At 57.9% G+C, this 14618-nt stretch carries 12 protein-coding genes; 5 read left to right on the top strand and 7 right to left on the bottom strand.

Features of this window, described 5'->3' with window-relative positions; genetic code table 11:
* Positions 1-74 precede the first annotated feature (74 nt).
* The 6 genes from PMI32_RS21730 to PMI32_RS21755 form a co-directional block, all read right to left on the bottom strand.
* A complete protein-coding gene (locus PMI32_RS21730; RefSeq protein ID WP_008026554.1) occupies positions 75-1385 on the bottom strand; it encodes an ABC transporter substrate-binding protein in 1311 nt (436 codons plus the stop codon).
* 327 nt (positions 1386-1712) lie between these two features.
* Entirely contained in the window at positions 1713-2618 is a 906-nt protein-coding gene (locus tag PMI32_RS21735; protein ID WP_008026553.1) for an AraC family transcriptional regulator, read from the bottom strand.
* 95 nt (positions 2619-2713) lie between these two features.
* Complete coding sequence (locus PMI32_RS21740) at positions 2714-3589, bottom strand: phosphatidylinositol-specific phospholipase C domain-containing protein (RefSeq protein ID WP_008026552.1); 876 nt, start codon at positions 3587-3589, stop codon at positions 2714-2716.
* Between the two features lie 119 nt (positions 3590-3708).
* A complete protein-coding gene (locus tag PMI32_RS21745; protein WP_008026551.1) occupies positions 3709-4602 on the bottom strand; it encodes a phosphatidylinositol-specific phospholipase C domain-containing protein in 894 nt (297 codons plus the stop codon).
* Between the two features lie 50 nt (positions 4603-4652).
* Positions 4653-5954, bottom strand: coding sequence for a glycosyltransferase (locus PMI32_RS21750; protein WP_008026550.1), 1302 nt, complete (start codon positions 5952-5954; stop codon positions 4653-4655).
* 91 nt (positions 5955-6045) lie between these two features.
* Complete coding sequence (locus PMI32_RS21755) at positions 6046-6411, bottom strand: response regulator (protein ID WP_008026549.1); 366 nt, start codon at positions 6409-6411, stop codon at positions 6046-6048.
* A gap of 262 nt (positions 6412-6673) precedes the next feature.
* On the opposite strand from PMI32_RS21755, the gene PMI32_RS21760 reads away from it, so the two are divergent.
* The 5 genes from PMI32_RS21760 (at position 6674) to PMI32_RS21780 (ending at position 13218) form a co-directional block, all read left to right on the top strand.
* Complete coding sequence (locus PMI32_RS21760; RefSeq protein ID WP_008026548.1) at positions 6674-10165, top strand: response regulator; 3492 nt, start codon at positions 6674-6676, stop codon at positions 10163-10165.
* Positions 10165-10998 (top strand): CheR family methyltransferase, encoded by an 834-nt coding sequence (locus PMI32_RS21765; protein ID WP_008026547.1) that lies wholly within the window; start codon positions 10165-10167, stop codon positions 10996-10998. The genes PMI32_RS21760 and PMI32_RS21765 overlap by 1 nt, the downstream gene beginning before the upstream one ends.
* Complete coding sequence (locus PMI32_RS21770; protein WP_008026546.1) at positions 10995-11588, top strand: chemotaxis protein CheB; 594 nt, start codon at positions 10995-10997, stop codon at positions 11586-11588. The genes PMI32_RS21765 and PMI32_RS21770 overlap by 4 nt, the downstream gene beginning before the upstream one ends.
* The gene (locus tag PMI32_RS21775) at positions 11582-12763 is read left to right on the top strand and encodes a hybrid sensor histidine kinase/response regulator (protein WP_008026544.1); all 1182 of its coding nucleotides are present in this window, start codon (positions 11582-11584) and stop codon (positions 12761-12763) included. The genes PMI32_RS21770 and PMI32_RS21775 overlap by 7 nt, the downstream gene beginning before the upstream one ends.
* 77 nt (positions 12764-12840) lie before the next feature.
* Positions 12841-13218 carry a response regulator gene (locus PMI32_RS21780; RefSeq protein WP_008026542.1) on the top strand — a complete coding sequence of 126 codons (378 nt, stop codon included), beginning with the start codon at positions 12841-12843 and terminating at the stop codon, positions 13216-13218.
* 181 nt (positions 13219-13399) lie between these two features.
* On the opposite strand, the gene PMI32_RS21785 is transcribed toward PMI32_RS21780, so the two are convergent.
* On the bottom strand, positions 13400-14455 hold the full coding sequence (locus tag PMI32_RS21785; protein ID WP_008026541.1) for a tetratricopeptide repeat protein: 1056 nt from the start codon (positions 14453-14455) through the stop codon (positions 13400-13402).
* Positions 14456-14618 lie beyond the last annotated feature (163 nt).

Raw genomic sequence — 14618 nt, 5'->3', positions numbered from 1 at the left:
CGTTGATGTTGAGGCTGCCGGCCCCTTCGCGAGCAAGCCCGCTCCCACATAAGGCGAGAGCGGGAAGGCTGGGGTTACTTGGGGTAACCCGCGCGCTTCATCTCACGCTCTGTGGTTTGCTGGGCGGCGGTCAGGGCCTGGTCGACCGTGGTCTGACCGATCAGCGCCGCCGAGAACGACTTGCCTACCTGAGTACCGATGCCCTGGAACTCGGGGATGGTCACCAGCTGAATGCCGATGTAAGGCACAGGCTTGAGCGTCGGCTTGCTTGGGTCCGCCGTTTTCAGCGATTCAAGTGTGACTTTGGCAAATGGCGCTGCGCTCATGTACGCCTCGCTGTAAGTCGAGGCCCGCGTGCCTGGCGGTACGTTGGCAATGCCGTCTTTTTCCGCGACCAGTGCGCCGTACTCCTTGGAGGTTGCCCAGGCACTGAAGGTCTTCGCCGCGTCCTTGGCTTTGGAGCTGGTTGGAATCGCCAGCGCCCAGGAATAGAGCCAGGCCGAGCCTTTGTCGGTGGTCTGGTGCGGCGCGTAGGTGAAGCCGACGTGCTCGCTGACTTTGCTCTGGGTTTTGTCGGTGACGAACGAGCCGGCGACGCTGGCATCGACCCAGATCGCGCATTTGCCGCTGTTGAACAGCGCCAGGTTTTCGTTGAAACCGTTGCTCGACGCGCCCGGCGGGCCTGACTTCTTCATGGTGTCGACGTAGAAGTTCAGGGCGTTTTTCCACTCGGGGCCGGTGAATTCCGGTTGCCATTTTTCATCGAACCAGCGCGCGCCATAAGCATTGGCGACGGTGGTGATCAGCGCCATGTTCTCGCCCCAGCCGGCCTTGCCGCGCAGGCAGATGCCGTACTGCTCTTTATCCTTGTTGGTGAGTTTGCTGGCGAATTCGCCGATCTGTTCCCAGGTCGGATGTTCCGGCATGGTCAGCCCGGCGTCCTTGAACAGGTCGGTGCGGTAATAGGTGATGGAGCTTTCGGCGTAGAACGGCAAGGCATACAGCGAACCCTTGACTGACAGGCCTTCACGCACCGAAGGGAACACGTCGTCGAGGTCATAAGTGGCCGGCAAATCCTTCATCGGTTCCAGCCAGCCCTTGGCGCCCCAGAGTGCAGCTTCGTACATGCCGATGGTCAGCACGTCGAACTGCCCGCCCTGGGTGGCGATGTCAGTGGTCAGGCGCTGACGCAAGACGTTTTCTTCGAGCACCACCCAATTGAGCTTGATGTCCGGGTGCTCGGCCTCGAAGGTTTTCGAGAGCTTTTGCATGCGGATCATGTCGCTGTTGTTGACGGTGGCGATGGTCAGGGTCTGAGCGCCGAGGCTGACGCTGCTGAGGGTCATGCAGGTGAGGGCTAGCAGAGTTTTTACAGAAGGTTGCATCGTGCACTCCTTTTCTGCACCCGGAGGGGACAGAAGGACAGTTATTGTTTTTGTGTCTTCCGGGGCAGGAAGAATGTGCGCTGATTACAGCCTTCAATTGAGGATGAGACAAATCATCCATCGCACTTGAATTGATACTATTTTGCACTGCTGTCGGGGGTGGGGGATGCAGGGATAGGCGTCACAGCGGTGTGCGGGGATAGAATTTGTACAGGTTTTAGGGCGCCTTCGCGGGCAAGCCTCGCTCCTACAGGGGGGGCGCAATTCCTGTAGGAGCGAGGCTTGCCCGCGAAGGCGATCTGGAAATCAACGCATGACGCGAATGGATTAACCCAGATTCTGCTCAGTCAACCGCTGCACCGCCAACCGCCGATAGTGCGATGGCGTCATGCCTTTCAACTGCTGAAAACGCCGATTGAAGTTGGAGATATTGTTGAAGCCCGACTCGAAGCACACATCGGTCACCGGTTTGTCACCGTCAGCCAGCAGTTCACAGGATTTGCTGATGCGCAGCCGGTTGACGAACTCGATGAAGCAGCGCCCGGTGGCTTGCTTGAACACGCGACTGAAATAGGTCGGCTTCATGCCCAGGTGCTCGGCGACTTCCTCTAGCGGCAGTTCACGGGCGTAGTGGGCAAAGATGTAATCCACCGCGCGGTTGGTGCGATCGATGTTGTGTTCATCCGCCAGTTGCGGCGTTGTGGCACCGGACAGCAGTTGGTAGTCGTCGGTGGCTGCGAGCAGCTCCAGCAAAATGAAAAAGTGCCCGAGGCGGGTCATGCCTTTGGTGTCGGCGATCCGCTGCATCAAGGTCATCGCCTGGCGGATGGTGTGCTTGCAGCGAAACTCTATGCCGTACTGCGCGCGCTCCAGCAAGGGCGCCAGTGTCTTGAGTTCGGCAAACACCTGGTGGCCGCTCTCGAACAACTCGTCGGTGAAGTTGACCAGCATGTCCCGCTTGGGCACCACTTCGTCCTCGGCGACCTGGCTGATCCAGTTGTGGGGCAGGTTGGGGCCGGTGAGGAAAAGTGTTTCCGGATAGAAGTTGCCGATGTAGTCGCCAATGAACACCTTGCCGGAGCTGGCGACGATCAGGTGCAGTTCGTATTCCTTGTGAAAATGCCAGCGCACCAAGGGGCAGGGGAAACCGTGCTGGCGATAGATGATCGACAACCCGTTATGGTCGTCCATCAGTTCGTAGGAAGGATCGGTGACTCTGGCAGTCCGGGTCATATCAGGGCGCTTTTATTGTTATTGCGCCCTGATCATGCCTCTTTACCGGCCGACATTGCCAGCCTGGGGCATGTCGACCGACGTCATGCGCCCGGTTACGGATGCAGGGCGCTGCCATAAACCGCCTTCATGCTCGACGCGCTCCAGCAGTAACGCACGATGTCTGACTCATCGAAAAAGTCGGTGCTGACAATGCTGCATCGGGTCACCCAGTCCCGGGTCGGGTTGAACCAGGCGTTGATCTGGTTCTTGATGTCCTGAGGCCCGCCCAGAAAGCCGTAGCTGGTGGCCGATAACGACCAGAGAAAGCTCTCGAACGGTGCGTCTTGCAGCTCGTTGGCTATGTGACGTTCCAGTTCCGCCGTGTCGGTGAAGGTTTCGCCGCTCCATTTGTGCGGGATGCGCGGCCAGAAGTAATCATCGTCCAGCCCCCGCACAACGTGCGCTGCCAGCACCAGCCTGCGGCGGGTGCTCATGCGTTTGAGTTGTCCCACCGTTTTCGTTGCATCGTAGGGTGGTATGACTCGGTAACCGAGCCGACTCACCAGCAGGTCATTGAGTTTTTTGTGGTCAAAACGCTTGGCACCGTCGCCCATTTGGTGGAAGTCGAAGACGATGAACTCGTCCGGGTTTTGATCAAGAAACGCGGTCGTCGCGTCGATCAGCTCATCAAGGACACGATGAGACTGAAAGCCATTGTGATGAAAGTAGAAGATCGATTGATCGCGTCCCTCGGTGTAACCAAGTCGGATATCAAATGCCCGTGCACCATTGGCCAGTTGCCACGCAAATGAATCGTTTTGGCACGTGGTCCAGTTACCAATGACAACATCATAGTTGGGGGCTTTTTTGTCCATGCCGCTGTTGTGAGTGCCTGGCCAGATCAAGTCGGTTAACTTCAGGCGGTCGATGTCGAGCACATTACTCATCCATTTCTTTTTGTCGAACGTACCTTGTAAAGATTGGGTCATTGTCATTCCTGATAGTGGCTTCAGCCCATCCGTGGGATGAAGTGGATATATGTAATTTCAAGCATAGAGGTGCGTTCCAGCATTGCCAGTGACGGAAACATCTGCACAAATTAATAGTGTCAGGCGTTGGCTTTGATCAGATTGGCCATCCGGCAATGGCTGACCAGATTCGACGTTTCAAAAAAGTCCGCATTGATAATGCTGCACTTCAGAATCCACGCGCTGACGGCCGGGTCAAACCATTGATCAAGCTGCTCGCCGATGTTCACCGGGCCGCCCACGGCATGGTAACTGGTGGCGGAGAGCGACCATGGCATGTCGCTGGTTGGCGGGTATCGCATGACCTGCGAGATATGCGCGTTCAGCTCACTGATGCTGGTCGTCCCGATTCCGCTCCATTCGTGCGGGATGAAGCGACAAAACAAGGTGGCATCGAAGCTCGGGTGATATTCGGCGGCAACCAGCACACGCCGGGCATGACTGGCCCGTTTCAATTGACCGAGTGTCAGGCCTGCATTCCTGTAAGGAATTATCCGGTCACCCAAATGAGTCATCAGCAGGCGGTTGAACTCCTGATAGTCAAAGGTCTGGTCACCCGCATTCAGCTGATGAAAATCCAGCACGATGAATTCATCGGGGTTTTCCTGCAGAAACCGGATCACGCTCGTGATCAGGTCTTCCAGGGAGCGGGAGGAGCGAAATCCGTTGTGCTGGCACCAGAATGTTCCAACGCCATTGCGGCCGATTTCATACTCCAGCCTGACATCGAGCGCGCGGGCGCCTTGGGTCAATTGATAGTAAAACGTATGGGTCTGGCAAGCGGCCCAGTGACTGATGCCCGGCGCCGCATACGAGGCCTTTTTGTCCACGCCGGCATTATGCGCGCCGGGTAAAACCAGTTCCGCAAGCGTGAGTGAATCAATGGCCGGAAGTTGTGTCATCCAGCGATGGGTTGTAAATGATTGGTTGTTGTAGATGAAATTAAGATTAGTTGCTGTTAGATCGTTATTCATTGTGCGTCCTTGCACAGTAGGTTAATCGTCAGGGGAGACGATTCTAACGATTAAGTGTCATCTTTAGTTCGGTTTTTCGCTTCAATCCATTGCGCCATGTATTGAGTGCTTTTATGTTGATGGTGGCGCAACATGCTGCCGGTAAAGTTGTCCCGTCTTAGTGTCCGCAAGTGCTGTTGGCAATACTCGAGTTTTGCAATCAACGCCGGGCCGTGGGTGTGCAGCTGGTAACGTTCGGCCAGCAGTTCCAGGCCAACAGCCTGGGCGTTCAACCATTGGGCCTGGTCTTTATAGAGTTGCACCGCGCAATCGGCAAACTCGCGTGCCGTGCGGGTCACGGCGCCCGGCCAGGGGCCTTGGCCATACATCGCTTCGGCACCGATCGGCGTGGTGACATTCGGTGTACCGCAAATCATCGCATCGACGATTTTGCCCTTGATGCCCGCACCGAAACGCAACGGCGCCAGGCATACGCGAGCGGCCGACATCACTTGTAACGCGTCTTCTGCCCAGTTCATTACATGGAAACCTTGAGCCGCATTGTGCAGCGCGGTCGCCTTGGGTGGCGTGTAGGCCCCGTAGATGAGCAAACGAGCGGTGGGCAATTGCTCGCGAATCAGTGGCCAAATGGTGGTTTTCATCCAGAGCACCGCATCCCAGTTGGGCGCGTGACGGAAGTTGCCGATACTGAGGAAGTCCGCGCGCTCCTCAAAACCCGCCGGCGGCGCGCTCGGTAGATCGACCATCAACGGGCACCAGTGCAGCAGGCTGCGTGGCACCTTGAACTGCTCGATCAGCAATTCGATTTCCGTTTCGGAAATCATCAGGTTCAAGTCGCAGCGATACAACGCAGCGATTTCCCGTTTCGCCAGGTCGGTGTCGGCCATCAGTTCGAATTCTTCACGCAAGGCCGGTGCGAACAGCCCGCTGAAGTCATTGTCGTCGTCGCTGGCCTTCAACCGGTCCTTGAGCCGTTGATGCCGGGCATGGCGCAGGCTTTGCAAATCCTGCGTTCCGAGCACGCGCAAGGCATCGGGGCAGTGCTTTTCGACACGCCAGCCGAACTGTTCTTCCATCATGAATTGCTCGAACAACACGATGTCCGGCGCCAGTTCGCGGACAAACACATCGAAACTGCTGTTGTTCAGTTCGATCGGCACTTCACGAATGCCCAGCGCCGTCAGGTCTTCCTGATGTTCGCCAGCACCGGCCGGGCTGCTGAAGGTCACGTCCCAACCTTGTTGCAGAAACGTCCCGAGCAGTTGCATCACATACCCACCCGCCGCGGAGGAGCGTGGCTCGGGCCAGACGTAGCCGATAACCAGGACTTTGGTGGCGCGGGGCAGACTCATGCAGGGAGATTCCTTGAAGCGGGCAGGGGAATAAAAGCGGGGCGCAATTAAACCACAGCCGAGGACGATTCCTCAGCCCGCTCAACGAAGGCTAGGTAATAGCGAGAATGCCTTTGACCTTGTCGCGCAATTGATCAATGGAAAACGGTTTGCCGATCACATGCATTCCGGCGGGCACATCAATATTTTCTGCGTAGCCGCTGGCAAACAGGACGGGCAGTTCCGGGCGAACCATGCGCGCCTGCGTGGCCAGTTCGCGGCCATCCATGACCGGCAAACCGACGTCGGTCATCATCAGGTCGATGTATTGATCTTCATCATTGAGAAATTCCAGCGCCTGCTCGCATCCGTTCGCCTCGAGTACCTTGAATTCCAGCTCCTCCAGCACATCGACGATCAGCATGCGCACAATGTCGTCGTCTTCAACGACCAGGATGATGGATTGTTCAGCGGACATATTGGGGGTTCTCAACAGTTGAATTCGCAGTGACCGGCCGATCAAAAACGCCGGGCTCTAGCATGAGTAAGTAACGGAACCCGACAAGTTCCCGACCCCACTGGAAAAAGAATAGCCGTACCAGGGCGGACAAGGATAACCGCTCCTTTGCGCTGGGGCAGTTGAATGTAGGATTTCGCGCACAATCACGTCAGAAAATTGGATCAATGCGGCAGATTTGAGGCAGACTCCCTGCATTCCAACAGTTCGACAAGGCCCTCCCATGACCACTGCGTCTTCGGTTGACGAGCAACGATTTCGTAAACTCCTGAGCCGCAACGTCAGCCTGCCGTTGGGTGTCGGTGTGCTCAGTGCGGTGTTCTTTGTCTCGCTGATCACCTATCTGCTGTCGGTGATCCAGTGGGTCCAGCACACCGACCGGGTGATCAATAACGCCAATGAAGCGGTCAAGCTGACCGTCGATCTGGAGACCGGCATGCGCGGTTTCCTGCTCAGTGGCGACGAGAGATTTCTTGAACCCTACGAAACCGCCAAGCCGAGAGTCGCGGTAGCGGTCAAGACCTTGCTCGAACTGACGGCGGACAACCCGGTGCAAACCGACCGCCTGCAACGGCTCCAGGCCCTGCAGAGTGAGTGGGCGACTTACGCGCAGAACATGATCGACTTGCAGCATGCGGGCGGTGACTACCGCAGCGCCATCAAGGCCGGACGCGGCAAACGCCTGACTGATGAAATCCGCAAGCAATTCGAAGACGTGATCGACATGGAGCAGCAGTTACGCGCTACGCGTAACGAAGAAGTGCGCCGCAGCACGATCTGGAGTATCAGCCTTTATCTGCTGTTCATTGTCGGCATCAGCGGGTTGCTCGCCTACATTGGCCGTCGGGATCTGCTCAACCTTTCGCAAAGCTACAGCGCCAACCTGGCCGCGCAACAGGCCAGTGCTCATCGACTGGAACAGCAAGCCTGGCTGCGCAACGGCCAGACCGAACTGGCCGAGCAAGTGCTGGGGCAACTGTCGCTCAATCTGTTGGGGCGCAACATTCTGCAGTTTTGCGCGCAATACCTCGGCACGGCGGTGGCGGCTATTTATGTACGTGAAGAACATGGCGGCCTCAAGCGCATTGCCTCTTACGGTTTTTCCCGTGAGCAGGAAGCCATTGAGCAACAGATTTACAGCGACGAAGGGATTGTCGGGCAAGTGGCGCAACAGGCGAAGCTGATACGCCTCGACAATGTGCCCAGCAACTATTTCAAGGTCAGTTCCGGCCTTGGTGAAGGCTTGCCGCACAGCGTGCTGGTGGTGCCGACCAGTGATGACGATCGGGTCAACGGGGTCATCGAACTCGGCTTCCTGCGCCCATTGAACGACCGCGACATCGAACTGCTCGAACTGATTGCCGGCAACATCGGCACTTCCATCGAAGCCGCGCGCTATCGTCAACGCTTGCAGGAAGTGCTGGCCGAAACCCAGCAACTCAACGAAGAACTGCAAGTTCAGCAAGAAGAACTCAAGACTGCCAACGAAGAGCTTGAAGAACAATCAAGGGTTCTCAAGGAATCCCAGGCGCATCTGGAAACCCAGCAGGTCGAGCTGGAGCAGACCAACGAACAGCTTGCCGAACAGGCCCTGACTCTGGCCGAGCAACGCGATGCCATGGACCTGAAGAACACCGAACTCAATCAGGCCCAGGCCCAGCTCGAAGAGCGCGCCGAAGAGTTGCAGCGCTCTAGCAAGTACAAGTCCGAATTCCTCGCCAATATGTCCCACGAATTGCGCACGCCGCTGAACAGTTCGTTGATCCTGGCCAAGTTACTGGCGGAAAACCCGCAGGAAAACCTCAGCGCCGAACAGGTCAAATTCGCCGAGTCGATCTATTCGGCCGGTAATGATTTGCTGAACTTGATCAACGACATTCTCGACATCTCCAAGGTCGAGGCCGGCAAGCTGGATATGCGTCCGGAAAACACCAGCGTCGCCCGCCTGGTGGACGGTCTGCGCGGGATGTTCCAGCCATTGGCGACGGACAAGCAGCTGGATTTCCAGGTCGATGTGCAGCCCGGCGCACCGATGATGATTTTCACCGACCGCCAGCGTCTGGAGCAGGTGGTGAAGAATCTGCTGTCCAACGCGGTGAAGTTCACCGAGAAAGGCACGGTCAGCCTGACCGTCGCCAGCCAGCCCGGCGACGGCATTGCCTTTATCGTCCGCGATTCCGGGATCGGTATCGCACAAGAGCAGCAGGAAAGCATTTTCGAAGCGTTCCGCCAGGCCGACGGCACCACCAATCGCCGTTACGGCGGTACCGGGCTGGGCCTGTCGATTTCCCGTGATCTGGCGGCACTGCTCGGCGGTTCCATCAGCGTCACCAGCGAACCGGGGCAGGGCAGTGTGTTCACCCTGGTCTTGCCGCAGCAATACGTTGAACCGGGCGAGACGCCGGTCGAGCCGATGCAGGCCTCACCGGTTGCGATGGCGCCGAGAGCACCGGCGCCTGCCCTGGTGCCGCTGATCGCTGAAGTCGATATCCCGCGTTTCGACGATGATCGAGGCAAGGCACCTTTCACCACTCGCTGCATTCTGGTGGTGGAAGATGAGCCGAACTTCGCGCACATCCTCTACGATCTGGCCCACGAATTGGGTTATCAGTGCCTGGTGGCCCACGGCGCCGACGAAGGTTATGACCTGGCGAAGGAATACATTCCCGACGCGATCCTGCTGGACATGCGCCTGCCGGACCACTCTGGCCTGACCGTGTTGCAGCGCCTGAAGGAACACGCCGAAACCCGACACATCCCGGTGCACGTCATCTCGGTCGAAGACCGGGTCGAAGCCGCGATGCACATGGGCGCCATTGGTTACGCGGTCAAGCCGACCACCCGTGAAGAGCTCAAGGACGTGTTTGCCCGCCTCGAAGCGAAGCTGACCCAGAAGGTCAAACGCGTGCTGTTGGTGGAAGACGACGACTTGCAGCGCGACAGCATTGCCCGGTTGATCGGCGACGATGACATCGAGATCACTGCTGTCGGCCTCGCGCAGGATGCACTGGACCTGCTGCGCACCACCGTTTTCGACTGCATGATCATCGACCTGAAACTGCCCGACATGTTGGGCAATGATCTGCTCAAGCGCATGTCCACCGAGGACATCTGTTCGTTCCCGCCGGTGATCGTCTACACCGGGCGCAACCTCACTCGCGATGAAGAGACCGAACTGCGCAAGTATTCGCGCTCGATCATCATCAAGGGTGCGCGCTCGCCGGAGCGTCTGCTGGATGAGGTCACACTCTTTTTGCACAAAGTCGAATCGCGGTTGTCCCATGAACGGCAGACGATGCTCAAGACCGCGCGCAGCCGCGACAAGGTCTTCGAGGGTCGCAAAGTGCTGTTGGTGGACGACGATGTGCGCAACATCTTCGCCCTCACCAGCGCGCTGGAGCAAAAGGGCGCAATCGTGGTCATCGGCCGGAACGGTCGTGAGGCGATTGAAAGACTGAATGAAGTGGAGGACATCGATCTGGTGTTGATGGACGTGATGATGCCGGAGATGGACGGTTTCGAGGCGACGAGCCTGATCCGTCAGGACCCGCGCTGGCGCAAGCTGCCGATCATTGCGGTGACGGCCAAGGCCATGAAGGACGATCAGGAGCGCTGCCTGCAGGCCGGCTCCAACGATTACCTGGCCAAGCCCATCGACCTGGATCGCCTGTTCTCGCTGATTCGCGTGTGGTTACCGAAGATGGAACGCATTTAGTGGAACGCAATTATTCAGTGGAGCGAAGTAGCGAAATCGAATTGCGATTGTTGATCGAGGCGATCTACCTCAAATACAGCTACGACTTTCGTGATTATTCCGGCGCGTCGATCAAACGCCGCGTCCAGCATGCGTTGAGCCAGTTCGAGTGCGCGACCATTTCGGCGCTGCAGGAAAAGGTGCTGCACGATCCAACCGCGTTCATGCAGTTGCTGCAATTGCTGACGATCCCGGTCAGCGAGATGTTCCGCGACCCTTCGCACTTCCTCGCCATTCGCCAGGAAGTGGTGCCGCTGCTCAAGACCTACCCCTCGATCAAGATCTGGATCGCCGGTTGCAGCACCGGAGAAGAGGTGTACTCGATGGCGATTCTGCTGCGCGAGGAAGGTTTGCTCGATCGCACCATCATCTATGCCACCGACATCAATCCGCGCTCGCTGGACAAGGCCAAGCAGGGGATTTTCTCCATGGAGAATGTCCGGGCCTACACTCATAACTACCAGCAGGCAGGTGGCCAGCGTTCATTCGGCGACTACTACACGGCAGCGTATGGCTACGCGATTTTCGACAAGAGTTTGTGTGAGAACGTGACCTTCGCCGACCACAGCCTGGCGACGGACAGTGTCTTTTCAGAAACTCAATTAATTTCGTGCCGTAATGTTTTGATTTACTTCAATAAAAAACTCCAGGACAGGGCGTTTGGGTTGTTCCACGAATCCCTTTGTCATCGCGGTTTTCTGGTGCTGGGCAGCAAGGAAACCCCGGATTTTTCGGCCTTCGGCAACCAGTTCGAGCCGTTGGTCAAACAAGAACGGATCTACCGTAAATCATGAACAGTGCAGCGAAATTGCCTTCTGTGGAGGCTATCGTGATCGGGGCTTCGGCCGGTGGCGTGGAGGCGTTGCTGAGCATCCTCAGCCCTCTGCGCGAAGGCTTCGTGCTGCCGATCATCGTGGTGCTGCACCTGCCGGACGAGCGTCGCAGCCATCTCGCCGACGTGTTTTCCCGAAGAGTCGCCATGCGCGTTGTCGAGGCGCATGACAAGACGCTGATTGAAGCGGGCACGCTGTATTTCGCCACACCGGGCTATCACTTGTCGGTGGAACAGGACCGCAGCTTTTCCCTGAGCCTGGAAGACCGCGTGCATTATTCGCGGCCCGCCATCGACTTTCTGTTCTCGTCGGCGGCGGATGCCTACGGTCCCGCCCTGGCCGCCGTGCTGTTGACCGGCGCCAACCGCGATGGCGCCAGCGGCCTGGCCGAGGTCAAACAACGTGGCGGCCTGACCATCGTCCAGGATCCGAAAGAAGCCCAAGTCGCGACCATGCCCCTGGCGGCGCTGGATGTTCACCAGCCAGACCATGTTCTCCCTATCAACGACATCGGCCGTCTGCTTGTCGAGTTGGAACGAATAGCATGCTAAGTAACATCCAAGCCAAACTGCTGATTGTCGACGATCTGCCGGAGAACCTGTTGGCGCTTGAAGCGCTGATCAAACGCGAAGACCGCATCGTCTACAAAGCCTTGTCCGCCGACGAAGCCTTGTCGCTGCTGCTGCAACACGAATTCGCCATGGCCATTCTCGACGTGCAGATGCCTGGCATGAATGGCTTCGAACTGGCCGAATTGATGCGCGGCACGGAGAAAACCAAGAACATCCCGATTGTGTTCGTCAGCGCCGCCGGCCGTGAGCTGAACTATGCGTTCAAGGGCTACGAAAGCGGCGCCGTGGACTTCCTGCACAAGCCGCTGGATATCCACGCGGTCAAGAGCAAGGTCAACGTGTTCGTCGATCTGTTCCGCCAGAGCAAGGCCATGAAGCAACAGGTCGAAGCGCTGGAGCAGAGCCGCCGCGAGCAGGAAGCGCTGCTTAAACAGTTGCAGAGCACCCAGCTGGAACTGGAGCAGGCGGTGCGCATGCGCGATGACTTCATGTCCATCGTCGCCCACGAAGTGCGTACACCGCTCAACGGCCTGATCCTCGAAACCCAGCTGCGCAAGATGCACCTGGCGCGCGACAACGCCGCAGCGTTCACCCTGGAAAAGATGCACGCGATGGTCGATCGTGACGAACGGCAGATCAAAAGCCTGATTCGCCTGATCGAAGACATGCTCGATGTGTCGCGCATTCGCACTGGCAAGCTGTCGATCCGACCGACACGCTTCGATCTGTCGGCGCTGGTGCGCAACTTGTTACAAAATTTCGCCCCGCAGATCGATGCCGCCGAATCCTCGGTCACCCTGGACGCCGAGCATCCGGTGGAGGGCAATTGGGACGAATTTCGCATAGAACAGGTGATTTCCAACCTGCTGACCAACGCCTTGCGATACGGCGCGAAGAGCCCGATCACCGTGAAGGTGTACAGTGAGAGCGGTCAGGCGCGGGTGGACGTACGCGATCAGGGGATCGGCATTGGTGAAGAAAACCAGAAGCGTATTTTCCAGCAGTTCGAACGGGTTTCGGCCAAACACGCCGTCGCCGGACTGGGCCTGGGGTTGTTTATTTCAGAACAGATAGTGACCGCCCATGGCGGTACCATTACCGTCGAGAGCCGGATTGGCGAAGGCGCCTTGTTTCGCGTTTGTCTGCCGCTGTAGGAAAACAGCCATTTAAACGCAACCTCTGATCGACCTCACGGTCGTATCAGCAGCTATTGACCGAACAAAGGCTACCCATGAGTGAAGATGCACAAGATGTCGTACTGATCGTCGAAGATGACCCTTCGATCCTGATGGTGCTGTCGGCCTACCTGTCGGGTGAGGGTTACCGGGTATTGCAGGCCGAAAACGGCGAGCAGGCCTTCGAGATTCTGGCGAGCAAGCCGCATCTGGACATGATGATCACCGACTTCCGCCTGCCGGGCGGGATCTCTGGCGTGCAGATCGCCGAGCCCGCCGTGAAACTGCGACCGGAGCTCAAGGTGATTTTCATCAGCGGCTACCCGCAGGAAATCCGTGAGACCGACAGTCCGATCACGCGCACGGCGCCGATTCTGGGTAAGCCGTTTGATCTGGATGTGTTGCAGGAAATAATGCAGGACATGCTGTCCTGAGCATGGCTCGACAGGTTGTCCCGACCTTGTAGGAGCCGGCTTGCTGGCGATGGCGTATGTTCTGACACTGCGCGTTATCGTTCTTCGCGGGCGAGCCTCGCTCCTACAATGCTGCGTCGTGTTGCCCCGATCCTGTAGGAGCCAGCTTGCTGGCGATGGCGACCGCAAGATGAACAATGATTTAAAGCCCTTGCTGCAGGGCGGGATCATCCGGATTGAGCTGTTCGAGTTGCGCCAACAGAATCTGCACGTTTTGCAGTTGCCCGCTTTCTTTCCAGTAGTTGATCAACAACACCCGTGCCTTGCGGTCGGCCGGATGGCGCTGGACGATTTCCTGCAACTGTTTCTGCGCCGCTTCCAGCTCTTGTTCGCCGTGTAGCGTGGTGGCGAGGTCGTAGCGGTAATCCTTGTTGTCTGGTTCCAGCTCCACGGCTTTGGACAGGCCGAGCAGGGCGAACTCACTCTGTCCGTGATGCAGCAACCAGAGCCCCAGGGCATGTTGCAGGTAGGCAGAATCGGGTTGAGCCTTCAATTGTTTGGCCAATAGCAACCGGGCGGCTTCGCCTTGGCCCTGTTTGTCCAGCACCTCGATCTGCATCACCAGTGCCGGCAGATTGTCAGGCGCAAGGCGCAAAGTGTTCTCGAGCGCCTGTTGCGCCGCCTTGAATTCGCCGTTGTGCAAGTGCAGCCGGGCCAGCTGGTACTGGTTGTCCGCGCTGTCGGGCGCGCTCGTGAGCACTTGCTCCCACGCGTCGATCGCCTGCTGCAACGGACCAAAATACAAACCAAGGTCGTCCGGTGACAATCCAAGCAATGCGTTCACCGCGGCAAACCGCACGTTTTGTTCGCTGTCATCGAGCAACGGGCCCAACAGCAGGCTGCGCTGCCCGCTGGGGACTAAACCGCTGATGCTCTTGATCGCCGCGATGCGCACCTCGGCCACCGGGTGTTGCAGGTCTGCATCCGCCAGTTTCAAGGCAAGCGGACTGGGATAATTGGGCAGTTCGGCATGCAGCCAGACGCGGCGTTTGGGGGATATGTCAGGGCGACCCAACTGCTGATACAAAACCCGCGCGGCGCCCGGTTGCCCCGCCCGCGCCTGGTTCAGCGCTTCGCTGTAACCGCGCTTGATCGCCTCCGGCACTACGGGCGTTGTGCTGCGCAGCAACAGCCACGCAAGGCCGATGGCAAACAGGACACAGAAGCTGATGATCAGGTAGCGGCGGGACTGGGGCATGCAGGAATCCGGTAGCAGGCAAGCTTTTGCAAGGCTGCCAGCTTCGGTCAGGCCGGGCTGTGAGTCAAACCCTGAGGCCATTACGCGGCGAATAGTCAGTATTTTTCCTACAAGTGCTGTCGACACTGAAACCCTGTCGAGCCGCCGAAGCAGTGACTACGCT

This window comes from Pseudomonas sp. GM60, assembly GCF_000282415.1.
Classification (GTDB): domain Bacteria; phylum Pseudomonadota; class Gammaproteobacteria; order Pseudomonadales; family Pseudomonadaceae; genus Aquipseudomonas; species Aquipseudomonas migulae.
The sequence above is the reverse complement of the archived record's forward strand: the minus strand, read 5'-3'. Positions and strand labels throughout refer to the sequence as shown.

Bases quoted from the DNA above. Each gene is read 5' to 3' on its own strand.
- PMI32_RS21730 (WP_008026554.1), bottom strand. From the start codon at position 1,385: ATGCAACCTTCTGTAAAAACTCTGCTAGCCCTCACCTGCATGACCCTC.
- PMI32_RS21735 (WP_008026553.1), bottom strand. From the start codon at position 2,618: ATGACCCGGACTGCCAGAGTCACCGATCCTTCCTACGAACTGATGGAC.
- PMI32_RS21740 (WP_008026552.1), bottom strand. From the start codon at position 3,589: ATGACCCAATCTTTACAAGGTACGTTCGACAAAAAGAAATGGATGAGT.
- PMI32_RS21745 (WP_008026551.1), bottom strand. From the start codon at position 4,602: ATGAATAACGATCTAACAGCAACTAATCTTAATTTCATCTACAACAAC.
- PMI32_RS21750 (WP_008026550.1), bottom strand. From the start codon at position 5,954: ATGAGTCTGCCCCGCGCCACCAAAGTCCTGGTTATCGGCTACGTCTGG.
- PMI32_RS21755 (WP_008026549.1), bottom strand. From the start codon at position 6,411: ATGTCCGCTGAACAATCCATCATCCTGGTCGTTGAAGACGACGACATT.
- PMI32_RS21760 (WP_008026548.1), top strand. From the start codon at position 6,674: ATGACCACTGCGTCTTCGGTTGACGAGCAACGATTTCGTAAACTCCTG.
- PMI32_RS21770 (WP_008026546.1), top strand. From the start codon at position 10,995: ATGAACAGTGCAGCGAAATTGCCTTCTGTGGAGGCTATCGTGATCGGG.
- PMI32_RS21775 (WP_008026544.1), top strand. From the start codon at position 11,582: ATGCTAAGTAACATCCAAGCCAAACTGCTGATTGTCGACGATCTGCCG.
- PMI32_RS21780 (WP_008026542.1), top strand. From the start codon at position 12,841: ATGAGTGAAGATGCACAAGATGTCGTACTGATCGTCGAAGATGACCCT.
- PMI32_RS21785 (WP_008026541.1), bottom strand. From the start codon at position 14,455: ATGCCCCAGTCCCGCCGCTACCTGATCATCAGCTTCTGTGTCCTGTTT.